Source organism: Mesonia algae (genome assembly GCF_003253545.1).
Taxonomy (GTDB): Bacteria; Bacteroidota; Bacteroidia; order Flavobacteriales; family Flavobacteriaceae; genus Mesonia; species Mesonia algae.
Genome location: NZ_QKYV01000003.1, coordinates 404,440 through 427,899 on the forward strand (window position 1 = coordinate 404,440; position 23,460 = coordinate 427,899).

Genomic DNA, 23,460 nt, shown 5'->3' on the forward strand with positions numbered 1-23,460 from the left:
ATCTCTTCTTGTATATTCTTTATACTCTCCAATCGCTTATTTTTTTCCTTTTAAAATTACGTTTTTATTTTCATCCAATAGTAAAATCATATCTTCTTTATATTTATATGATTTTACTTGTGACAATGCTTTTAAAAACTGAGTTTCAATAGACATAAACATACAGGACATTTTAGTAACTGCAGCTTGTTTTACCTCCAGCATTCCGTTTTCTACAGTGTAGGAAGCTGTATATTTATTACAACCTGCACTACCAGTTACCCGACTTGCTTTTGTATTAAAATTAATATCTACCTGAGCTTTATCATCAATTTCTTCACCATTAATACTTACAATATCATACTTTCCTGATTGCAATTCTGCTACAGCTTCTTTGGAAGATTTACATCCAAACACACTAAAAACCATTACAATTAAAACTAATCCTATATTTTTCATGATAACATCATTTTTGCTTTTTTAACGCTTTCAACTAACACATCAACCTCTTCTTTTGTATTGTAAAAAGAAAATGAAGCTCTTACCGTTCCCGGAATTTTAAAATAATCCATAATGGGTTGAGCACAATGATGGCCAGTTCTTACCGCTACTCCTAATTTATCAACAATAGTACCAATATCATAAGGATGAATTCCTTCTATGTTAAAAGAAATAACAGCCGTTTTATCAGCCGAAGTTCCATAGATTTTTAAACCCTCAATTTCCAACAATTGCTGAGTTGCATACTTTAAAAGCTCATATTCATATTCTGCAATAGCTTCAAAACCTATGGCATTCATATAATCTAGAGCTGCTCCAAAAGCTATACCTCCACAAATATTAGGAGTTCCTGCTTCAAATTTATGAGGTAAACCTGCGTAAGTCGTTTTTTCAAAACTCACTTGGTCTATCATTTCTCCTCCACCTTGGTAAGGAGGGAGTTTCTCTAACCATTCTTTTTTTCCGTAAAGAACCCCAACTCCTGTAGGTCCACATATTTTATGAGCAGAAACAACATAAAAATCTACATCTAGCGCTTGTACATCGGCTTTAATATGAGGAGCTGCTTGAGCACCATCTATTAAAACTGCAGCACCAACTTCTCTAGCTTTTGCTATAATTTCTTGTATGGGGTTCACCGTTCCTAATGCGTTAGAAACGTGATTAACGAAAACCAACTTGGTGTTTTCTGAAAATAATTCCGCGAAAGCGAGCTTATCTAACTCTCCTTGTGGAGTCATTGGAATCACCTTTAACTTAGCTCCGCTTTTTTCACATAACATTTGCCACGGGACAATATTAGAATGGTGTTCTAATGCCGAAACCAATACCTCATCTCCCTTTTTTAAAAGGTTGGAAAATCCGTTTGCGACCAAGTTAATGCCGTGCGTGGTTCCTGAAGTAAAAATGATTTCTTCTTTATGTTTGGCATTAAAATGAGTTCGTATTTTTTCTCTTGCTTCTTCATAAGCATCGGTAGCTTCTTGAGAAAGGCTATGTACTCCTCGGTGAATGTTGGCATTGTAGTTTTGATAATAATCTACAATAACATCAATCACCTGCTGCGGAGTTTGAGAAGTTGCCGCGTTATCTAAATACACTAAAGGTTTCCCATTTACTTTACGAGAAAGTATGGGGAAATCTTTACGGATTTTCTTAATATCTATATTTGTGTGACTCATAAAATGAGTTTTATTTGTTGATGAGTGGAGTTAAATTCACTAAAAAATTAACGTAAGCTCCAACAGTTGTAGTTTCATACAAATCTGAGTCTAGTTGATTGCTTAAACCGTAGTTAGCAATAAATTCCATCGATAATACCTTAGAGAAGGTAAAACCAAAACCTAACAATGCATCTATATTTACATTGTTGTAAAGTGCTTCTACATCACTAACTTCATCACCTAAATTATTTTCATTTAGTTTAAAATCTATTCCTGGTCCTAGCATAAGATAAAACCCTTTACCATACTCTTTATTTACGTCGAAAACAAAAAGCGGCTGAAATTGAATACTCGAAATATACGTGTCAAAATCATAATATAATCCAGGGTTATCTGCTGAAAAATAATCTATGCTCCTATAGTTTCCTTTATAAAACAAGTTCGCTTTTACTCCGATAGATTGGTTAAGTTGATAATTACCAAACACACCAATATTTAATGGAAAGCCATCTTTACCAAAGGCAGAATAGGCATCACCGCCGTGAAGATCTCCTCCAGAAATATCGCTATCATAAGCGTTTGCTCCTATCAAAAAACCATAGGTGAAATCTTGAGCACTTACAGCTAATGTTGAGAATACAAAGATTATAATAACTAAGAACTGTTTCATAAGTTTATAGATCAAAACCTAAACTCACATTCAATTTATTTGCGATAAGCTTGTTGATGCGTTTTTTTAGCTCAGGTATTTTCACACTTTCTAAAACATTATTAGCAAAGGCATACATTAATAATGCACGCGCTTCTTTAGCAGGAATTCCACGAGATTTTAAATAGAACATAGCATCTTCGTCTAACTGACCAATAGTACAACCGTGACTACATTTTACATCATCTGCAAAAATCTCTAATTGTGGCTTAGCGTTAATCGTAGCTTTATCACTTACCAAAATGTTATTATTACTTTGAAAAGCATTTGTTTTCTGTGCTTCTTTTTCAACTACCACTTTACCATTAAAAACTCCAACGGCTTTATCGTCAAAAATTCCTTTATAATCTTGATGACTTTCACAGTTAGGCACCGCATGATGAACTAATGTATTGTGGTCTACGTGTTGTTTTCCTTCAATAATCGTAATCCCCTTCATCGTAGAATCTATTCTTTCTCCACGTTGAAAGAATTGCAGATTATTACGTACTAATTTTCCTCCAAATGAAAACGTATGAATAGAGCAGAAACTTTCTTGCTTTTGTTCCACGTAAGTGTTATCGATTAAAGAGGCAGATGTTTTATCATTCTGAATTTTATAATAATCTACTTGCGCTCTTTTTTCAGCATAAATTTCGGTAACCGAATTGGTTAAAACAGGATTTTCGGTTAAACTCTGGTGACGTTCTATAATTTGAACTTGTGAGTTCTCTCCTACCACAATTAAATTTCTTGGCTGAAGCATTAAAGCAGATTCATTTCCTGTTGAAAAATTAAGAATTTGAATAGGACGATCTGCTAACGTATTCTTCGGGATATAAATAAATGCTCCTTCTCTAGAAAACGCTGTATTTAAAGCGTTTAATCCTGAGTCTTGAGGAGCTATTTTATTAAAATAATTATCTATTACTGCTTTGTACTTTTCATGATGCAATGCAGATGACATTAAACAAGCATCTATCTTATCGTGTGTCGTATTAGACAGATGAGAAGAATATATTCCATCTATAAATACAATAGAATAAGTATCTATATCATGAATAAAATACTTTTTAACGTCTTTATAATCTATAGTATTCTCCTCTTTTGGGAATATGCTATAGTCTTCTTTTAATACTGAATTTAAAGAAGTGTATTTCCAATCTTCTTCTTTCTTATTTGGAAAACCAATTGTTTCAAAATCTTTAATGGCTTTGGTTCGCAATTGATGAATTTGATTATTGACATCTATTTGATCTTCAAAAGCAAAAAAAGAAGAGATTAATTTATCTTTTAATTCCATGGGTAATCTTGACTTTGCCCCTAACGGGGAATTGATATTGTTACTTTTTACATTGACTAGAAGTAGTTTCTAGCTTTCTACTTTCACTTCTTCTTTAATCCAATCGTAACCGTGTTCTTCTAGCTTGTGAGCTAATTCTTTTCCTCCAGATTTCACAATCTTTCCGTTAAGAAGAACGTGTACATAATCTGGGATTATATAATCTAACAAACGTTGATAGTGTGTAATTACAATCACCGCGTTGTCTTTAGTTTTTAATTTATTCACTCCGTTAGAAACAATACGAAGTGCATCGATATCTAAACCAGAATCTGTTTCATCGAGAATAGATAGTTTTGGCTCTAACATCGCCATTTGAAAAATCTCGTTACGTTTTTTCTCTCCACCAGAAAACCCTTCATTAAGTGATCTAGATAAAAACTTACGGTCAATTTCTAACAACTCAGATTTCTCACGGATTTTCTTTAACATGTCTTTCGCTGGCATATCTTCTAAACCTTGAGCTTTTCTGGTCTCATTGATAGCCGTCTTCATAAAGTTAGTTACCGAAACTCCAGGAATCTCTACTGGATATTGAAACGAAAGAAATAAACCCTTATGTGCTCTTTCATCTGCTTCCAATTCAGAGATTTCTTCATTTTCTAGAATAATTTCTCCTTCTGTTTGCTCGTATTCTTCTTTCCCAGCTATTACAGAAGCCAATGTACTTTTACCAGACCCATTAGGCCCCATAATAGCGTGTACTTCTCCTGCATTAATTTCTAGGTTTATCCCTTTAAGTATCTCTTTTCCTTCAACACTTGCGTGTAAATTCTTTATCTTTAGCATCTCTTTATTTTATTTTCCTTTAACTTTAATTGCTTCTTCTCCTTTTGGTGCTGAAACTTTTAAAATCTCTTTAATTTCTATAATCTCGTCCCAACCTTCTTTAGCAGGGTTAGGTTTTACTTTTGCTTTTACAATCACAGGAACCATATCAAAATCTTCTCTTTTAAGAGGCTTAACCTGTTCTGATAATTTCATCGTCATAGAGTCTAATTGCACTCCATAAATAAAATTATTTCCTGTTAATACAGCTGCATCTGCCACATAAATAAACTCACCACTTAAGGTTACAATCCCATTTTTATTTTGAGAATCTTCCACTTGAGTAGTTTCAGCTTCAGCTTCCTTTACTTCTTCTTTTTTAGCATCTTGCTTACAACTTGTAAGAAAAACCGCTAATAAACTGGTGATAATAAATGCTTTTTTCATGTTTTAAGTTTTTATCCTACTGATCCTTCTAAAGAAATTTCTAATAATTTTTGAGCCTCAACAGCAAACTCCATAGGAAGTTTGTTTAACACCTCTTTACTAAAACCATTTACAATTAATGCAATTGCCTTTTCTGTATCAATTCCTCTTTGGTTACAGTAGAAAATCTGATCTTCCCCAATCTTACTTGTGGTTGCCTCGTGCTCTACTTTAGCCGATTTGTTTTTAGTTTCTATATACGGAAAAGTATGTGCTCCACACTCATTCCCCATTAACAGAGAATCACATTGGGAGAAGTTTCTCGCATTTTCAGCTCTACTATTTATTTGTACTAATCCTCGGTAAGAGTTTTGAGATTTTCCTGCTGAAATTCCTTTAGAAATAATGGTACTTTTCGTGTTTTTCCCTAAATGAATCATTTTAGTACCTGTATCTGCCTGCTGATAATTATTAGTTACCGCAATAGAGTAAAATTCTCCAATAGAATAATCTCCTTTTAAGATACAGCTAGGATATTTCCAAGTTACCGCACTACCCGTTTCTACCTGAGTCCAGCTAATTTTAGCTCGGTCTTCACATAAACCTCTTTTAGTTACAAAATTGAAAACCCCTCCTTTACCTTCAGCATTACCAGGGTACCAGTTTTGAACCGTACTGTATTTAATTTCAGCGTCATCTAAAGCGATAAGCTCTACTACCGCTGCATGCAATTGATTTTCATCTCTACTTGGCGCCGTACAACCTTCTAAATAACTTACGTAACTTCCTTCATCGGCTACCACTAAAGTTCTTTCAAACTGTCCTGTCCCTGCTTGGTTAATTCTAAAATAAGTAGAAAGCTCCATCGGGCACTTTACACCTTTAGGAATGTAACAAAAAGAACCATCACTAAACACAGCTGAATTTAAGGCAGCATAAAAGTTATCTTTCTGCGGAACTACGGTTCCTAAATGTTTCTTCACCAATTCTGGATGTTCTTTGATCGCTTCAGAAATAGAACAAAATATAATTCCTTTTTCCGCTAAGGTCTTCTTAAACGTCGTTGTCACGGAAACAGAATCCATCACCACATCTACCGCTACTCCAGCTAATTTCTTTTGTTCGTCTAAAGATATTCCTAAACGCTTAAACGTATCTAACAGCTCTGGATCTACATCATCGATACTATCGTATTTAGGCTTTTTATTAGGGGCTGAATAATAGGAAATATCTTGAAAGTTGGGTTTTTCGTAATGTACATTAGCCCAATCTGGCTCTTCCATTTGTTCCCAAACCCTAAAAGCTTCCAAACGCCACTCGGTCATCCACTCGGGCTCTTCCTTTTTCTTTGAAATAGCTCTTACAATATCTTCGTTTAAACCTACAGGAAAAGTATCAGATTCTATATCGGTATAAAACCCATACTCATATTCCTTGGTTTTTAACTCTTCTCTTAAGTCGTCTTCTGTAAACTTATTCATTATCTTTTTGCTTCAAAAATTAAAGTGAAAATGATTCACCACAACCGCAGGTTCTTTGTGCATTAGGATTATTAAAAATAAATCCTTTTCCGTTAAGACCACCAGAATATTCTAATGTGGTCCCTAAGAGGTACAAAAAACTTTTTTTATCTACGATAAGTTGTATTCCATTGTCTTGAAATACTTTGTCTTCTTCTACTCGGGCTTGATCAAAGTTTAAATCGTAAGATAAACCAGAACAACCCCCACTTTTAACACCTACTCTAACATAGTCTTTTTCGGCGTCAAATCCTTCCTCTGCCATCAAACTCGCTAACTTTACTTTAGCTTCCTGACTAACCTTTATCATAATTTGTTTGAATTAATTCTATCTAATCTGCAAATATACAATTTAAGGTGCTGAATACCATATTTGCCTAGATTATTATATGTTATTGTTTTATAGGGTTTGGTTATAGCCTAAATAGAAACTCCTCTCTAAGGAAAGTTCTTTTTTTCCCACTCAAGTGTATTTAAAATATTATTTTTGTACCCTTATATTGATAACGTTAACTTATTACAAATTGTATGTCTGAAGACAATAGCCCAAAAACGAGTTTATCTGAATTAGGAGAGTTTGGCCTTATAGACCATCTTACTAGATTTGTTGAGCTGTACCAACCCTCTACTCTTAAAGGAATTGGAGACGATGCTGCCATCATCGATCATGAAAACTTTGCTACTGTCGTAACTACAGATATGCTTGTGGAAGGCGTACATTTTGATTTAGCCTATATGCCTTTAAAACATTTAGGTTATAAAGCTGTAATGGTAAATTTATCTGATATATATGCAATGAACGCTGAAGCTACCCAACTTACAGTTTCTATTGCGGCATCTAACCGTTTTCCTGTAGAGGCTTTAGAAGAATTATATGCAGGAATAACTTTAGCTGCAAAAACATATAACGTAGATGTCATTGGTGGCGACACCACTTCCTCTACTTCTGGATTGGTAATTAGCATCACAGCATTAGGGAAAGCTGAAGCGGAAAAAATCACTAAACGTGATGGTGCCCAACCTAATGATTTATTGGTGGTAACTGGTGATATCGGCGCCGCTTATATGGGACTGCAAGTTTTAGAACGCGAAAAGCAAGTATTTAAAGTTAATCCTAATGCACAACCCGACTTAGAACCTTATTCATATTTAGTAGAAAGACAATTAAAACCTGAAGCCAGAAAAGACATTTCCAGTCTATTAGCTGCTTTAGAAGTACAACCTACTAGTATGATTGATATTAGTGATGGTCTTTCTTCTGAAATCATACACCTTTGCAAAAACTCTAAAGTGGGCGCTAATCTTTTTGAGGAGAAAATTCCTTTAGATCCTGCTGTAATTTCAGTTTGTGAAGAGTTTAATATAGATAGCACTACAATTGCCTTAAACGGAGGTGAAGATTACGAACTTTTGTTTACTGTCGATCAAAAAGATTTCGATAAAATTAAAGGCAATCCAAATTTCACCATCATCGGTCATATGACAGAAGAACGTGAAGGAATGCATTTAGTGACTAGAGGAAATCAAAAAATACCAATGAAAGCCCAAGGCTGGAATACATTTGGAGATACTAATGATGAGTAGTTTTTTTTGTATTTATAAAACATAAACACTATAAATTATTTTTTTTCTGATTTTAAATTTTAGCTTATCCATTACTTCTTTATAAACTCTTTTTTAAACGCAAAATAAATTAATGACCCTATTAAAGGAAAAAATACAACTCCCAACATTAAAACTCCTTTATATCTAAGTTGCAAATTTTTACTTTTGAATATGTCTACTATAGCCCATACCATAACAGCAAAAACTAATAGTAAAAATAATATGTAAATAAAACTAAATAACTTCATATATAATATTTAATCTGAGTTCAGACTTAGGTAGCAAATGGTGTTTAAGTTTTTCTAATATCGAACTCAGGTTATTAAAAAATAAGCCCTAAGTTAATACCTCAGAGCTTAATATATAATTGTAAAATTAAGAGATTGTTAACCTCTATATTTAATGACTATACCAACAATGAACCAATGCGGCCACCATTACAGCATCATTACATGCATCACCTAATTTATCACACATATACATACTATCACCATCTTGAGCAATTATTTCTTTCATAATTCTATAATGACAACCCTCACAAGATTCTGTTCCATTACAGTCCGATAATGGAGCCGATGTAATTTGTTTTTCAATGTCGACTTCATCTCCTCCTTTTATAGTAAAATTATGAATCTCATCATTTAGTTTTAGATTTGAGGTTACACTTATAAACTTTTTGGTTTGCGAGTTAAAACTAGAAGCATAAATAGTATTTTCATTTTTGAAAATCACCACGCTCATTTCAGATATTTGTTCTTCTTCATCTTGTACAGTTACCGTCTCAATATAATCTTCATTTGATAATTTAACAGAATAATATTTATTGATTTTATTAATTGATTCAGCTAAAATATCCTGTGAAGTTTTCGATGTAGTTTTATACTGCAATTCGTTTTCTTTTATATTATTCTCTTTCTTAGTACAAGAAAAAATTAATAAGCTTATTAGCAAAATAGCAAAAGGCTTTCTAAATAAATTTCTCATTTTTTTTTAATTTATAAGTTTATATTAGAATTTAGGATGCTTGGCCAAACACGGCTGCAAATAAAATAAAATAAAAAAAACTAACAAAATTTCAAGAAGAAAATACTGCTGTTTATCGTATTTATCCGTTTTTAATCGTGCGCTTAAATACTGTACTTATCTCGTTCAGAGGTCTCTAATATATCCACCTTTATAACCTTTAAATTTATGTCGGTTGCTTTGGTAAGCTGTTATCTTCAAAACAAGTCAACAGTATGAAAGCAGATGCACTAGTTAGTAAGAATATCTTTTCTAACTTTTCAAACTTTTAATTACGCTAAAAGCTTTTTCAATGACACTATCTTCTACTAAAATAGTAATCTCATTACTTGTAGAAACCACCTCGTAAACCGCAATCCCATTCCACGCTAAGTGTTTAAAAAATTGATAGTACAAGCCTGCAATCTTATAATTATTTTGTGGCAATTGTACACTTATCGCCGATAAATTTCCTCGTCTACTTAGGATAATTTCATTTTTAAAAATCTTATCTGCTTTCTCTTTTTCAGAGCCAGAAATCATAATATTACTTTCTACCAATCCTCTAGTAAAAGCATAAAACAAATGCGGATTAGAAGCTACATAATCTAAAAGTAGGCTATGACTTTCGATTAATGAAACCGAATTTTTAAGAGTAAAAGCATACAAATTAGATCTCAATGTGATATCCCCCATTTGCCTCAACACCTTTTTCACATGAGATGTACTTTTAATATGAGATGGAGTCTGGTAACGCCTAAGAGCCATCATAATAGCTCCCACTTTTACCGGCTTACGCAACATTTCGCTAATAGGTGCTCGCAATTCTTCCGCTAAGGCACTGTAATTAATGATTTTTCGCTCCAAAGCTTCTTCCAAAAAAGATTGGTTTACTAAGATTTCTTCCACGCATTGTACAATTGTTCTCATTTGTTAATTATATAACATATTGTGTTAAATTAGTCAAATTTAAACAATTTTAAGGCAACAACCCTTCTCTATTCTATATTTGAAATCAAATAATAAATGCTATGTTGGTGTTAAAATTTGGAGGAACTTCAGTAGGGTCTATCCAAAATATTAAAAAAATACAAGAAATTGTTGATGACGGACGACCTAAAGTGGTTGTTTTATCGGCAATGAGCGGTAGCACCAATACATTAGTTTCTATTGCTGAAGCTATCCAAAATCAAGAAAAAGAAAAAGCTTCACAACTTATTTTAAAATTAAAAGATCATTACACTTCTACTGCATTTCAACTACTAGAAGAAAATGAAACTTATCAATTAGTCGCAGATCATATTAATACCATGACTGCGCAATTATTAGGTTACTCTTATAGTCCCTATCAAGATTCTTTTACTGATAAAATTTTAGCACAAGGAGAATTATTTTCTACTCTTTTAGTGCATCATTATTTTAAATCTCAAGGTTTATCATCGGCTCTTATTTCTGCTTTAGATTTTATGCGGGTAGATAGAGAAAATGAACCCGATCAATTTTATATACAACAAAACTTAACCAGACTTTTAAAAGGTTACCCCAATAACCAAATTTTTGTTACCCAAGGTTTTATTTGCTTAGATGCTAACGGAAATATTTCTAATCTCCGTCGTGGCGGAAGTGATTACTCGGCCACAATTATTGGAGCTGCTTTAAAAGCTAAAGAAGTGCAAATTTGGACCGATATTGATGGTTTTCACAACAATGACCCCCGTGTAGTAGAAGACACCACCTCTATCGCTCAACTTTCATTTGATGAAGCTGCCGAATTAGCCTATTTTGGTGCTAAAATATTGCATCCGCAAACTGTTATTCCTGCTAGAGAAAAAAATATTCCGGTAAGGTTGAAAAATACCATGCAACCTACAGCCTTGGGTACATTAATTTCCACCGAAAGAAAAGGAGAAGGCATAAAAGCCATCGCAGCAAAAGATGACATTACCGTGATTAAAATAAAGTCTGAAAGGATGTTACTTGCACACGGTTTCTTAAAAAAAGTATTTGAGATTTTCGAGAAGTACGAAACCTCAATCGATATGATCACCACCTCAGAGATTGCCGTATCTTTAACCATAGACCAACCTACTTATATTAAAGAAATCACCTCTGAACTAGAAAAATTTTCTACTGTAGAGGTAGAAAGCAACAAAAGTATTGTCTGTTTAGTGGGAAACAACATTGTTCACCATAAAGACACGCCTAAGCTATTTCAAATCTTACAAGATGTTAGCGTAAGAATGATAGCTTATGGAGGCAGTAATAATAATATATCACTGCTTATAAACACCCCCGACAAAGCTACAACCTTGCAACTACTTAACCAGTATGTTTTTATCACAGCAAGGTTAGTACATTAACCCAAAACCAACCCTTTTTACTTCAACTAAAACAGGGAAAAACCAGCTCTTAAGAGCTGGTTTTTTAATTATAATTCATTTAGATAGACTAAATAACAAACCATAGCTATAGAATAAGAAGTAAAAAAAAGTGAATTATTTCTAAAAAGAATCTGTCATTATCCTTTAAAAATTTTTATAGTACTTTTATTCTAAAACAACTAAAGGAAGAATTAATTAAGTTAATAAATATTTAATCATACCCTTTCGATTGAAGTCTATAATTTACTTCGTTAGCTCTAGCTTATGATTTAGCAATTTACACATTTAGGTTTGCATGGACCGTTGGAGAAATCTAAACATTTGTCAGGACGATTAGCACAATTAGCTTGGGCTGCATTTATTGCTGCTTGACAATTTTCACTATTCGTTTCATTAGTATCACTAGCAACAGTTATAACTGCAAGAATTAATAGCCCTACACATGGAGGACAAGCTTTACTATTTTGATCCTCATTATTTGAATCTGGATCAATGTTTAACAACTCTTTATGTAGAAGTGAGGTAGATAAATTAATATTTCCAACTAAATTTTCATCATCTACACTTTCTATTTCATAAGGAAAAACTACAGTTTTAACATAGCTTATTCCATCTACAGTTTCAATGATCTCTATTTTATTATTATCAATGTAATTAATGTCGTCAATTATTTTGTCGGTATCGTCTCTACTATCTGATAAGCTAAAATAATCATTTATATTATCATAACTCATACTTAAAATATTTTCAGGATATTCGAAGATTACTTTATTTGTACCATTTTTATTTGTTTTAAGCAAACTAAAATCATCAGTATTATATGAAATTGTCTCATAAGATGAATCAGAAAAAATTTCTATTGTTTTAAAATTATCAGTTGAATTTATGCGATTCTGATGATCTAACCTTAGTTTTTCTAAATCTTCATTTAAATAAGATTGATTTGAATTATCTTCATAATTTTTCTTTGAAGTACAAGAAGAAATGATTAAAGCCGATAATAATAAGTACGGTATATAATTAAGTTTATTTTTCATTATTAATTTATCAAATTTATTATTACTCATTTGTTTAATTTATACATTTACATTAAAATTTAGCTACTTAACCAAACACGGCTGTAAATGTAAATGAAAAAACTTAACAAAGTTTTAAGGAAAAAATAAAATTAACCTAAGTTATTTGATTTTAATCGATTTTAAAAAACGTCAACAACTCCTCATTTGCTTCTAAATGTGTCATATGTCCGCCTCTAAAGGTTTTAAGTTGAGTATTGGTTTCTTTTGCGAGTTGCTGTAAGCTTTCTAAAGGAACAATTTCGTCTTCTTCACCTGCCAAGAATATTTTCTCTCCCGTAAAGATTTTTAAAATATGTGTTCTATCTTTTCTAGTTTTTAAACCTTCCATAGCGGCGACAATATTTTCAGTAGGGAGTTGTTGCGCTTCTTTTATTAATGCATTAATTTTTTCCCTCAATTGCTCTCGGCTTTCTTTTCCAAATAAATTGGTAATCGCCATACTTATAAAAGCATCTTTATTTTGCTTTACTAAGCGTATCGCTCGGTTTCTGTTATCAACACGTTCGGGAGAATCGGCTAAGGGTGTAGAATTTAAGAGCAATAATTTTTTTATTCTTAACGGAAATAATTCCGCGAAAGCGAGAGCTACGTAACCGCCCATAGAATGTCCCAAAAAAGAAGCTTTTTCTATCTGCAAATGATCAAGAACGTAAGAGACGGTTTGCGCCATTTCTTCCATGGTATGAATATAACCCAAACGTTCGGTATTTCCGTGCCCTAATAAATCTATCGTAATGACTTGATAGTTTTTTTCTAAAGCAGGAATTACATTTTCCCACATCGTAGAGTTTTCTAAAAAACCGTGCAATAAAACGATTGCCTCTCCCTTTCCTTGAGCCGTAAAGGCAATTTGTATATTTTTGTAAGGTATAAATTTTTGCATGCGGCAAAAATAGATTCTTTTCTTATCCTAAAAAACAATATTTCTCTATGAAAATGCTAAAAATCTTATCGCTAAGCTTCTGCTTATTTAGTTTTACACTTACGGCGCAGATAAAAGAAAAAAAATTAGATCGGTTAATTGAAAATACCTTAGAAACATTTGATGTTCCCGGAATATCTGTAGGGATCGTAAAAGAGGGTAAGGTGATTTACGCCAAAGGCCACGGTGTTCGTTCTTTAAGCAACAATAAAGACATGAACGAAAATACACTTGTAGGTGTTGCTTCTAACAGTAAAGGTTTTACGTGCTTTGCTTTGGCAATTTTGGTGGATGAGGGAAAATTAGATTGGGATGATAAGGTGAGAAAACACATTCCAGAATTTAAAATGCCAGAAGATTTTGTCACGGAAGAATTTACAGTAAGAGATTTAGTAACGCATCGCAGCGGTTTAAGTCTTGGAGCGGGAGATCTTATGTTTTTCCCTGAAGGTGGAGATTTTACTATTGATGATGTTTTAGCAAATGTTAGCAAATTAGAGCCCGAAAGTTCTTTTAGAAGTGAATTTAAATACAACAACAACATGTTTATTATCGCTGGTGAGGTGATTCACCGCGCAAGCGGATTAACTTGGGAAGAGTTTATCGAAGAGCGTATTTTACAACCTGTTGAAATGAAGAACAGTAAAGCTGCTTATAGCCGAGTGACCGATAAATCTAATATCATCGACGCCCATACGAGAACAGAAGGAGAAGTAATTCAAATTCCGCATGATTGGAGTGATCTTGCCAATCCTGCAGGAGGGATTATGAGTAACGTAACCGATATGCTTACTTGGGCAGAATTTTTAATGAATGATGCCGTGACTAAAAATGGAGAGCGCATATTAAGTGAAGAGCAAATGCACGAATTATGGCAATTACAAACTCCATTACCTGTAAGCAAAAATAATTCTTATGACACTCATTTTTCGGGTTATTCTTTAGGTTGGTTTGTGAGTGATGTAAAAGGAGGTTACAAACAAGTAACTCATACGGGCGGTTTATTAGGAACAGTAACACAGTTTACTTTAATTCCAGAATTGGATTTAGGGATTGTGGTACTTACTAATCAAATGATTGGTAGCGCTTTTAGCACCATTACCAATACCGTAAAAGATAGTTATTTGGGATATAAGGACAGAAATTGGCTGGAAAAATACGGTAAAAGGAACTCAGATTGGATAGCAAAAAATGACAGCATTAAAAATGCGGTTTATCAACAAGTAGAAAAATTTAGTTCAAGTGATAAAGTTTTAAACGCTAATCAAATTACAGGAACCTACAAAGATGCTTGGTTGGGTAAATTTCATATTACTGAAGAAGGTAAGAATTTAAAAATTACTTCTGAAAGAAATCCAGAGCTTACAGCAGAATTGCTTCCTTATAACACGACAACCTATGTGGCTAAATGGAAAAATAGAAGTTTTGATGCCGATGTGTTTGTATTGTTCAGTCTAGATGAACATGGAAAAGCACACTCTGCCACCATGAAATACATCGCTCCTATCACCGATTTTAGTTTCGATTTTGGAGACTTATACTTAAAAAGAGCTAAAGAATAATTTCGCTTCCGCGGAAGCGAAAACAGAATAAAAAAAAGCTATCTGAGAAGTTAATTTTCGTCAACCTGAACTTATTTCAGAATAACGATTTTCATAACTTCTCAAATAGCTTTTTATACTATTGAATAATAACTATTGATTCATTAAGTCTTCAATCTCCTCGGCTTCAATAGGAATATTACCCATCAAATTAACCGGAGATCCTTTCTCTTGAATAACCAAATCATCTTCCAAACGAATTCCGAATCCTTCTGCAGGAATATAAATTCCTGGTTCTACAGTAAACACTTGGTTGGCTTGCATGGGTTCGTGTAAGATTCCATAATCATGCGTATCTAAACCAATGTGGTGAGAAGTTCCGTGCATAAAGTATTTTTTATACGCTGGCCAATCTGGATCTTCATTTTGCACATCGGCTTTATCTAAAAGACCTAAATCTAAAAGCTCTGAAGTCATTAACTTCCCTACTTCTACGTGATATTGCTCCCAGAATGTTCCTGGCACCAACATATCTTGTGCTAAATTTTTTACTTTATTAATCGCATTGTAAACTTCTTTTTGTCTTTTAGTAAAACGACCAGAAACTGGTATCGTTCTAGACATATCGCTAGAATAATTAGCATATTCCGCTCCTACATCTAATAAAATAAGCTCACCTTCTTTACATTGCATTTTGTTTTCAATGTAATGTAAAACATTAGCGTTTTGCCCCGAAGCCACAATAGGGGTGTAAGAAAATCCTCGAGAACGATTTCGTAGAAACTCGTGCATAAACTCAGCTTCAATTTCATATTCCCAAACGCCAGGTTTCACAAAATCAAGAATACGTCTAAATCCTTTCTCAGTTATGTTACAAGCTTGTTGCATCACCTCTATTTCTAAAGGATCTTTTACTGAACGTAAACGCTGTAAAATAGGATTACTTTTTGCCGTTTGGTGCGCAGGGTATTTTTTTAATAACCACTTATTAAAACGAGTTTCTCTAGTTTCAGTTTCTACATTAGCTCTGTAATGCTCGTTCGTATTGATGTAAACCGTATCGCATTGTGACATTATCTCGTGCAATACTTTATGTAAATCTTTTAACCAGTACACCGTTTTTACACCAGAAGCTTCAAAGGCTTTTTCTTTGGTATACTTTTCTCCTTCCCAAACAGCAATGTGTTCGTTGGTTTCCGTTAAGAAAAGAATTTCACGGTGCTTTTCTTTAGGAGCATCAGGAAAAAGTAGTAAAATACTACTGTCTTGGTCTATTCCGCTTAAGAAATACAGATTTCTATCTTGCTGAAACGGGATGGTGCTATCTGCACCAATAGGATAAATATCGTTAGAGTTAAAAATCGCTATACTCGATGGCTTCATTTGAGCCATAAAGTTCTTGCGATTTTTTATAAATAAATCTTTCTTAATAGGTTGATATCTCATAAAACTTGAATTTTTTCAAAAATAAACAATCCTAATTGAATAAAAACTCTAAGCGATTAAATTAACTTTAGCCTAACAGCAGCAAAAACTTGTTAATACTAATTCTAAATAGCATCAAAGAGACGCTAAAGTTTGTCTATAAGCCAATACCCATGTATTTTTGTATAAATTTTATTTAAATAACCAAAACCAATGGGTGGAATTATAAAATCGTCTGTAGCAAGAAAATTTGCTATGGCTCTTTCAGGACTATTTCTTGTCTTTTTCTTATTACAACACTTTACCATTAACTTTACATCGGTCATTAGCCCCGATATATTTAACGAGTTATCTCATTTTATGGGAAATAACTTTGTGGTACAAGCATTACTACAACCAGTTTTAATTTTTGGAGTGATCTTCCATTTTATTATGGGATTCATCTTAGAAATTCAAAACCGTAATGCAAGAGGTGTAGGCTATAAAAACTATAATGGAAACGCTAACTCTAGCTGGATGTCTAGAAACATGATTTACTCTGGAGCAGTAATCTTAGCTTTCTTAGGTCTTCACTTTTATGATTTTTGGTTTCCAGAAATCTCTCACAAATACATACACGGTTTACCAGAAGATCCTACAAGATACTATGAAGAAACCATTGTAAAGTTTAAAGACTTATGGAGAGTTATCTTGTATGTAGTGTCGTTTATCTTTTTAATGTTACACTTACTACACGGTTTCGCCTCTTCTTTTCAGTCGGTAGGATTCAATAATAAGTATTCAAAAGGACTACAAGGCTTCACTAAAGCTTTTGCTATCATTATACCATTAGGGTTTATTTTTATAGCACTATTTCACTATATTAATCAACTATAATACGTAAGATTATGTCAATTTTAGACTCAAAAATACCAGAAGGTCCTTTGGCCGATAAATGGACTAAACACAAAAACGAAATTGATCTGGTAAACCCAGCCAACAAGCGTAATATAGATGTGATTGTTATTGGTACCGGATTAGCAGGTGGTAGTGCTGCAGCTACGTTAGCAGAATTAGGTTACAACGTAAAAACGTTTTGTTACCAAGATTCTCCGCGTCGTGCACACTCAATTGCCGCTCAAGGTGGTATTAATGCCGCAAAAAACTATCAAGGAGATGGTGACTCTAACTACCGTTTATTTTATGATACGGTAAAAGGTGGAGATTATCGTTCTCGTGAAGCTAACGTTTACCGTCTAGCGGAAGTATCAGGTAATATCATTGACCAATGTGTAGCACAAGGAGTTCCTTTTGCTAGAGAATATGGAGGTCTTTTAGATAACCGTTCATTTGGAGGAGTACTAGTTTCTCGTACCTTTTATGCGAAAGGGCAAACAGGACAACAACTTTTATTAGGAGCTTATTCTGCGATGAACCGTCAAATAAATCGTGGTAAAATTCAATCTTACAACCGTCATGAAATGATGGATTTAGTGTTGGTTGATGGAAAAGCGAGAGGTATTATTGCCAGAGATATGGTCACTGGAGAAATTCAGCGTCATTCTGCTCACGCGGTGGTATTAGCATCGGGAGGTTACGGTAACGTATTCTTCTTATCTACCAACGCTATGGGAAGTAATGTAATGGCTGCTTGGAGAGCTCACCGTAGAGGAGCTTACTTTGCAAACCCTTGTTATACACAAATTCACCCAACTTGTATTCCTGTATCGGGAGATCATCAATCAAAATTAACTTTGATGTCTGAGTCTCTTCGTAATGATGGAAGAATTTGGGTTCCGAAGAAAAAAGAAGATGTAATTGCTATTCGTGAAGGTAAAAAGAAACCGACCGATTTAAGCGAAGACGAAAGAGATTATTACTTAGAAAGAAGATATCCTGCTTTTGGTAACCTAGTACCTCGTGATGTAGCTTCTAGAGCTGCAAAAGAGCGTTGTGATGCTGGTTATGGTGTGAATAAAACCGGAGAAGCTGTTTACTTAGATTTCGCTAGTGCTATTGAGCGTTACGGAAAAGAGAAAGCATTTACTTCAGGACATAAAAACCCTACGGAAGCAGAAATTACAAAACTAGGAAAAGAAGTTATTGAAGCTAAATACGGTAACCTTTTCCAAATGTATCAAAAAATTGTAGATCAGAATCCATACGAAACTCCAATGATGATTTACCCTGCGGTACATTATACGATGGGAGGTCTTTGGGTAGATTATAACTTACAAACTACCATTCCTGGTTGTTACGCTGCAGGAGAAGCAAACTTCTCTGATCACGGTGCTAACAGACTTGGTGCTTCTGCCTTAATGCAAGGTTTAGCAGATGGTTATTTTGTACTTCCATATACGATAGGTGATTACCTTTCTAAAGATATTAGAACAGGAAAAATCTCTACCGATTCTCCAGAATTTGAAGCTGCAGAAAAAGATGTTACTGATAGAATTAATCGTTTAATGAATGCTAGCGGAAAGCACTCTGTAGATCACTACCACAAACTTTTAGGTAAGATCATGTGGAACAAATGTGGAATGGCTAGAAACGCTAAAGATTTAGAAGATGCTTTAGAGGAAATCAAAGCTTTACGTGAAGATTTTTGGGCTAACGTAAAAGTTACTGGTAAATCTGGTGATAAAAACGCAGAGCTTGAAAAAGCTGGTCGTGTAGCCGATTTCTTAGAACTTGGAGAACTTTTTGCTAAAGATGCTTTACATAGAAACGAATCTTGTGGAGGTCACTTTAGAGAAGAATACCAAACTGAAGAAGGAGAAGCCTTAAGAGATGATGAAAACTTCAAGTACGTTGCTGCTTGGGAGTACACAGGAAATCCGCGTGATGCGAAATTGCATAAAGAAGAATTAAAGTTCAACAATATTGAGCTAAAAACGAGAAGTTATAAATAGATACCAGTGTTGAGAAATGAGATGTTACATAATAGCGACTCAATACTCAATACTCAATACTAAAATCTAAACTATATGAAACTTACATTAAAAATATGGCGCCAAGATAATGCCAAGACCAAAGGAAAGATGATAGATTATCCTATCGATGGTATCGAAGGAGACATGTCTTTCTTAGAAATGCTAGATGTACTGAATGAGGAATTGGTAGCCAAAGGAGAAGAGCCTGTAGAATTTGATCACGATTGTCGTGAAGGAATTTGTGGTTCTTGTTCTCTACAAATAAACGGGGAGCCTCACGGGCCAGACCGTTTAATTACTACTTGCCAATTACACATGCGTTCATTTAAAGATGGTGATACCATCACTATTGAACCTTTTAGAGCAAAAGCTTTCCCAGTAGTGAAAGATTTAATTGTAGATCGTGGTTCTTTTGATCGCATTCAGCAAGCAGGAGGTTACGTATCTGTAAATACTTCTGGTAATACGGTAGATGCAAATGCCATTCCTGTAAATAAACAAAATGCAGACGACTCTTTTGCTGCCGCTACGTGTATTGGTTGTGGAGCTTGTGTTGCCGCTTGTAAAAATGCAAGTGCTATGTTATTTACATCGGCTAAAGTATCTCAATACGCTTTATTACCTCAAGGGCAAATAGAAGCTACCGAGCGTGTACAAGCGATGGTTAGACAGATGGATGAAGAAGGATTCGGAAACTGTAGTAACACTGGTGCTTGTGAAATTGAATGTCCTAAAGGAATTTCTTTAGAGAATATTGCTCGCATGAACCGAGAATATATGAGTGCTACAAGCAAGGGATAATCCTTTTTAAATTATATTTTAAAACCCCAAATTCTTTTGAAATTGGGGTTTTTTGTTTTTATCTTTTCTGCAAAATCAATTTCATGAAACTTCCCACCTCTAAATTACCTCATCTAGGAACAACTATATTTACAAAAATGAGCAAACTGGCGCACGAGCATAAAGCCATTAACTTGTCTCAAGGTTTCCCAGATTTTAGTCCAGATCCAATATTATTAGAGGAAGTAACGAGAGCAATACATTCAGCCAAAAATCAATACGCACCTTTGCAGGGGATTTTCTCTTTACGCCAGACCCTTTGTTATAAACTCAATAAACTTTACGGAAGTAACTACCAACCCGAAACCGACATTACACTTACTGCGGGAGCAACACAGGCTATTTTTACAGCGATCTCTGCTTTTGTAAAAGCTGAAGATGAAGTAATCGTTTTTAAACCCGCTTACGATTGTTATGAACCTGCCATTGAGCTTTACGGAGGAAAACCCGTGCTTATTCAAATGCAGGCACCCAATTACCAAATTGATTGGGAAGAAGTAGCAGCAAAAATCTCTTCTAAAACTAAAATGATTATCATTAACTCTCCGCATAATCCTAGTGGTAAAATACTACAGCAAAAAGATTTAGAAAAATTACAACAGTTGGTTAAGGGTACGAATATTATTATTTTAAGTGACGAAGTTTATGAGCATCTGGTTTATGACAATCAAAAACATTTTAGCGTAGCTAGATTCCCACAATTAGCCGAACGTTCTTTTATCACGTATTCTTTCGGGAAAACCTTTCACGTGACGGGATGGAAATTGGGCTATTGCGTAGCGCCAAAAGAACTCATGACAGAGTTTAATAAAGTACATCAATACAATGTATTTTGCGTGAATCACCCAATGCAAGTAGCCATTAATGCTTATTTACAAAACGAACAGCATTATCTAGGCTTAGCAGAATTTTATCAGCAAAAAAGAGATTTGTTCTTATCGTTAATTAAAGACTCACGCTTAACGTTTACCCCCAGCCAAGGCACATATTTTCAAACGGCTTCTTACAAAAATATAACCCAAGAAAAAGACACAGATTTTGCCTTGCGATTAATTAAAGAAAAAGGTTTAGCTACTATTCCTGTTTCTGTATTTAATAAAAATCAACAAGATGACTCCATGTTGCGGTTTTGCTTTGCTAAAAAAGAAGAAACTCTAAAAGCTGCTGCTGAGATTATAAATAAACTATAAGTTTAATCTCTTAAACCGTCTAGCATAGTTTTGGTCATTTTATTGATGTCGTACTCGTGTTTCCAGTTCCAGTCTTTTTGAGCCTGAGAATCATCGATGCTTGAAGGCCAAGAATCGGCTATAGGTTGTCTAAAATCTGGAGCGTAATCAATGGTAAATTCTGGGATCTCTTTTTGAATACTTGCAGCTAATTCTTTTGGAGTAAAACTAATTCCGCCAAGGTTATAAGAAGAACGTATGCTCAAGTTATCGGCTTCAGTTTCCATCAATGAAATGGTTGCTCGAATAGCGTCGTCCATAAACATCATTGGTAAAGCAGTATCTTCACTTAAAAATGATGTATATTTTCCTTCTTTTAAAGCTTCGTGATAAATCTCTACAGCATAATCTGTAGTACCACCACCAGGTAAGGTTTTATAACTAATTAAACCAGGATAACGAATGCTTCTTACATCTACACCGTATTTATTATGGTAGTATTCGCACCAGCGTTCTCCGGTTTGTTTACTTATTCCGTAAACGGTTGTTGGTTCCATAACGGTTGTTTGTGGCGTATCAAACTTAGGTGTTGACGGACCAAAAACAGCAATACTCGATGGCCAAAATAATTTACTTATCTTTTTATCTTTAGCTAAATTCAATACATTAAAAAGAGAGTCCATATTCAAATTCCAACCACGCATTGGGAATTTTTCTGCCGTAGCGCTTAACATTGCCGCCATTAAATAAACCTCATCTATCTCATAATGCATGACAATGTCTTCAATGGCTTTGTAATTGGTTGCATCTAAAGTTTCAAAAGGACCAGATGACATTAAAGACTCACTCCCTTCACGAATATCACTTGCAATGACATTATCATTACCGTGTTTTTCACGCAATGCCAATGTAAGTTCTGTTCCTATTTGCCCGCAAGCTCCTATAATTAAAGTCTTTATTGCCATAATAAATCTGAAAGTTTAAATGTATTCTACAATTGTTTTTCCTTTTCAAAAGAACGACTTTTAAACGTTAATACAAAATTGAAAATCTTAAATTGGACACCTTAAAAAATTACGTATCTTTCGGACGATTTAAATTTCTTATGATAAACTTTAAAAATCTAATTTTCAACTCTTTATTCGTTAGTTCTATCTTTTTAGCGATAAGTTGCAATAGCGATCAAAAAGAGGAGAAAGCCCTTCAAAACTTTCAAGAGAAAAAAGCTGCTCAATTAAAAGAGAATATAAGCATCTCTAACATAAAAAGTGTTTCGCTTTCCGCGGAAGCTAAAGATAGCGTCTCCCAATGGCCAGAGTATTTAACTTTTGAAAATGAAATTGCAGGACTTCAAAACTCAAGCATACAAGAAATAGTAAACACCAGTAATAATTTAAAAGAAACCAGTGCTGCGTTAATCTCTACTATTCCGCCAATTTTCAAGGAAATTCCTATTCAAACAAGAATTAATGTCATGTACACGAAAGCAAGTGTTCTAGTACAGGAATCTTCAAAAACCAATTTTGATAATAAGGTTATTACACAAAAAACAAAAGAGCTTATTATCGCTTTTCAAGATTTAAAAATACAGTTGAATGAAGTTTTCTTAAAAACCTTAGAAGAGTTTGAAGAAGAAATAGAAAAACGTATTCAAGAACAAGATAGCATTCAGCAAATCAAAAAAGACAGCGTTTCATGAAAAACCATTCTTTCTTTATCTTAATCTTACTTCTTAGCATTAATCTATCTGCTCAAAACGCTGAAAAAGAAATTACACAAGTACTGGATAACTGGCATAACGCTGCGGCGGAAGCTAATTTTGAAACTTATTTCTCTTTAATGACAGATGATGCCATATTTATTGGCACTGACCCTACAGAAAACTGGAACAAAAAAGAGTTTAAATCTTTTTCCAAACCTTATTTTGATAAAGGTAAGGCTTGGAGTTTTACTTCTTTAGAACGCAATGTTTTTATAAAAAATAAAATAGCGTGGTTCGATGAGTTACTCCAAACTCAAATGGGACTTTGTAGAGGTTCTGGAGTATTAGAAAAAACCACAAAGGGTTGGAGAATACAACATTATGTACTTTCTATAAGTATTCCTAACGAACACGTCTCTAAAGTGACAACTTTAAAAAAGAATTTTGAAGAAAAGTTTATAAAAACACTTCCTTAATCTGTAACAATTTAGCAAA

At 34.0% G+C, this 23,460-nt stretch carries 24 protein-coding genes; 9 read left to right on the forward strand and 15 right to left on the reverse strand.

The annotated features are described in order from the left end of the window. Positions 1 to 36 precede the first annotated feature (36 nt). The 8 genes from LX95_RS07235 to LX95_RS07270 form a co-directional block, all read right to left on the reverse strand. A complete protein-coding gene (locus LX95_RS07235; protein WP_111540767.1) occupies positions 37 to 438 on the reverse strand; it encodes an META domain-containing protein in 402 nt (133 codons plus the stop codon). Continuing rightward, on the reverse strand, positions 435 to 1,661 hold the full coding sequence (locus tag LX95_RS07240) for an aminotransferase class V-fold PLP-dependent enzyme (RefSeq protein WP_111540768.1): 1,227 nt from the start codon (positions 1,659 to 1,661) through the stop codon (positions 435 to 437). Before LX95_RS07240 ends, LX95_RS07235 begins: the two co-directional genes overlap by 4 nt. Positions 1,662 to 1,671: 10 nt before the next feature. Beyond that, on the reverse strand, positions 1,672 to 2,313 hold the full coding sequence (locus LX95_RS07245; protein ID WP_146240760.1) for an outer membrane beta-barrel protein: 642 nt from the start codon (positions 2,311 to 2,313) through the stop codon (positions 1,672 to 1,674). Between the two features lie 4 nt (positions 2,314 to 2,317). Further along, positions 2,318 to 3,634, reverse strand: a complete 1,317-nt coding sequence (gene sufD / locus LX95_RS07250; RefSeq protein WP_111540770.1) for a Fe-S cluster assembly protein SufD — start codon at positions 3,632 to 3,634, stop codon at positions 2,318 to 2,320. A gap of 69 nt (positions 3,635 to 3,703) precedes the next feature. After that, positions 3,704 to 4,462: a Fe-S cluster assembly ATPase SufC gene (sufC, locus tag LX95_RS07255; protein ID WP_111540771.1), complete on the reverse strand. Its 759-nt coding sequence runs from the start codon at positions 4,460 to 4,462 to the stop codon at positions 3,704 to 3,706. Between the two features lie 9 nt (positions 4,463 to 4,471). Continuing rightward, complete coding sequence (locus LX95_RS07260) at positions 4,472 to 4,888, reverse strand: hypothetical protein (RefSeq protein WP_111540772.1); 417 nt, start codon at positions 4,886 to 4,888, stop codon at positions 4,472 to 4,474. Between the two features lie 11 nt (positions 4,889 to 4,899). Further along, positions 4,900 to 6,348, reverse strand: a complete 1,449-nt coding sequence (gene sufB / locus LX95_RS07265) for a Fe-S cluster assembly protein SufB (protein WP_111540773.1) — start codon at positions 6,346 to 6,348, stop codon at positions 4,900 to 4,902. A gap of 19 nt (positions 6,349 to 6,367) precedes the next feature. Further along, positions 6,368 to 6,697: a HesB/IscA family protein gene (locus tag LX95_RS07270; protein WP_111540774.1), complete on the reverse strand. Its 330-nt coding sequence runs from the start codon at positions 6,695 to 6,697 to the stop codon at positions 6,368 to 6,370. 218 nt (positions 6,698 to 6,915) lie between these two features. Between LX95_RS07270 and thiL the strand changes: the two genes are divergently transcribed. Beyond that, on the forward strand, positions 6,916 to 7,971 hold the full coding sequence (gene thiL, locus LX95_RS07275) for a thiamine-phosphate kinase (RefSeq protein WP_111540775.1): 1,056 nt from the start codon (positions 6,916 to 6,918) through the stop codon (positions 7,969 to 7,971). A 71-nt stretch (positions 7,972 to 8,042) separates the two neighbouring features. Here thiL and LX95_RS14865 read toward each other — a convergent pair whose 3' ends face one another. From LX95_RS14865 to LX95_RS07290, 3 genes are all read right to left on the reverse strand, one after another. Then, positions 8,043 to 8,240: a PLDc N-terminal domain-containing protein gene (locus LX95_RS14865; protein WP_111540776.1), complete on the reverse strand. Its 198-nt coding sequence runs from the start codon at positions 8,238 to 8,240 to the stop codon at positions 8,043 to 8,045. A gap of 151 nt (positions 8,241 to 8,391) precedes the next feature. Next, the gene (locus tag LX95_RS07285; protein ID WP_111540777.1) at positions 8,392 to 8,976 is read right to left on the reverse strand and encodes a hypothetical protein; all 585 of its coding nucleotides are present in this window, start codon (positions 8,974 to 8,976) and stop codon (positions 8,392 to 8,394) included. A gap of 291 nt (positions 8,977 to 9,267) precedes the next feature. Next, on the reverse strand, positions 9,268 to 9,924 hold the full coding sequence (locus LX95_RS07290; RefSeq protein ID WP_111540778.1) for a hypothetical protein: 657 nt from the start codon (positions 9,922 to 9,924) through the stop codon (positions 9,268 to 9,270). Between the two features lie 101 nt (positions 9,925 to 10,025). Between LX95_RS07290 and LX95_RS07295 the strand changes: the two genes are divergently transcribed. After that, positions 10,026 to 11,354, forward strand: coding sequence for an aspartate kinase (locus LX95_RS07295; RefSeq protein WP_111540779.1), 1,329 nt, complete (start codon positions 10,026 to 10,028; stop codon positions 11,352 to 11,354). Between the two features lie 290 nt (positions 11,355 to 11,644). Here LX95_RS07295 and LX95_RS07300 read toward each other — a convergent pair whose 3' ends face one another. Then, the gene (locus LX95_RS07300) at positions 11,645 to 12,442 is read right to left on the reverse strand and encodes a hypothetical protein (protein ID WP_111540780.1); all 798 of its coding nucleotides are present in this window, start codon (positions 12,440 to 12,442) and stop codon (positions 11,645 to 11,647) included. 121 nt (positions 12,443 to 12,563) lie between these two features. Beyond that, complete coding sequence (locus tag LX95_RS07305; RefSeq protein ID WP_111540781.1) at positions 12,564 to 13,337, reverse strand: alpha/beta fold hydrolase; 774 nt, start codon at positions 13,335 to 13,337, stop codon at positions 12,564 to 12,566. Between the two features lie 47 nt (positions 13,338 to 13,384). On the opposite strand from LX95_RS07305, the gene LX95_RS07310 reads away from it, so the two are divergent. Further along, positions 13,385 to 14,938: a serine hydrolase gene (locus tag LX95_RS07310; protein WP_317047022.1), complete on the forward strand. Its 1,554-nt coding sequence runs from the start codon at positions 13,385 to 13,387 to the stop codon at positions 14,936 to 14,938. A 132-nt stretch (positions 14,939 to 15,070) separates the two neighbouring features. On the opposite strand, the gene LX95_RS07315 is transcribed toward LX95_RS07310, so the two are convergent. After that, positions 15,071 to 16,363 carry an aminopeptidase P family protein gene (locus LX95_RS07315; protein ID WP_111540782.1) on the reverse strand — a complete coding sequence of 431 codons (1,293 nt, stop codon included), beginning with the start codon at positions 16,361 to 16,363 and terminating at the stop codon, positions 15,071 to 15,073. 192 nt (positions 16,364 to 16,555) lie between these two features. On the opposite strand from LX95_RS07315, the gene LX95_RS07320 reads away from it, so the two are divergent. From LX95_RS07320 to LX95_RS07335, 4 genes are all read left to right on the forward strand, one after another. Then, positions 16,556 to 17,218, forward strand: coding sequence for a succinate dehydrogenase cytochrome b subunit (locus tag LX95_RS07320; RefSeq protein WP_111540783.1), 663 nt, complete (start codon positions 16,556 to 16,558; stop codon positions 17,216 to 17,218). A gap of 11 nt (positions 17,219 to 17,229) precedes the next feature. Then, positions 17,230 to 19,233 (forward strand): fumarate reductase/succinate dehydrogenase flavoprotein subunit, encoded by a 2,004-nt coding sequence (locus tag LX95_RS07325; protein WP_111540784.1) that lies wholly within the window; start codon positions 17,230 to 17,232, stop codon positions 19,231 to 19,233. A 75-nt stretch (positions 19,234 to 19,308) separates the two neighbouring features. Further along, positions 19,309 to 20,055 carry a succinate dehydrogenase/fumarate reductase iron-sulfur subunit gene (locus tag LX95_RS07330; RefSeq protein WP_111540785.1) on the forward strand — a complete coding sequence of 249 codons (747 nt, stop codon included), beginning with the start codon at positions 19,309 to 19,311 and terminating at the stop codon, positions 20,053 to 20,055. Between the two features lie 83 nt (positions 20,056 to 20,138). Beyond that, complete coding sequence (locus LX95_RS07335; protein WP_111540786.1) at positions 20,139 to 21,284, forward strand: methionine aminotransferase; 1,146 nt, start codon at positions 20,139 to 20,141, stop codon at positions 21,282 to 21,284. Positions 21,285 to 21,286: 2 nt separating this feature from the next. Here the strand turns inward: LX95_RS07335 and LX95_RS07340 are convergent, their stop codons facing one another. After that, positions 21,287 to 22,228, reverse strand: a complete 942-nt coding sequence (locus LX95_RS07340) for an NAD-dependent epimerase/dehydratase family protein (protein ID WP_111540787.1) — start codon at positions 22,226 to 22,228, stop codon at positions 21,287 to 21,289. 140 nt (positions 22,229 to 22,368) lie between these two features. Between LX95_RS07340 and LX95_RS07345 the strand changes: the two genes are divergently transcribed. Both LX95_RS07345 and LX95_RS07350 read left to right on the forward strand, forming a co-directional pair. Continuing rightward, positions 22,369 to 22,962, forward strand: coding sequence for a hypothetical protein (locus LX95_RS07345; RefSeq protein ID WP_111540788.1), 594 nt, complete (start codon positions 22,369 to 22,371; stop codon positions 22,960 to 22,962). Continuing rightward, positions 22,959 to 23,441: a nuclear transport factor 2 family protein gene (locus tag LX95_RS07350; RefSeq protein WP_111540789.1), complete on the forward strand. Its 483-nt coding sequence runs from the start codon at positions 22,959 to 22,961 to the stop codon at positions 23,439 to 23,441. Before LX95_RS07345 ends, LX95_RS07350 begins: the two co-directional genes overlap by 4 nt. Positions 23,442 to 23,460: the final 19 nt, after the last annotated feature.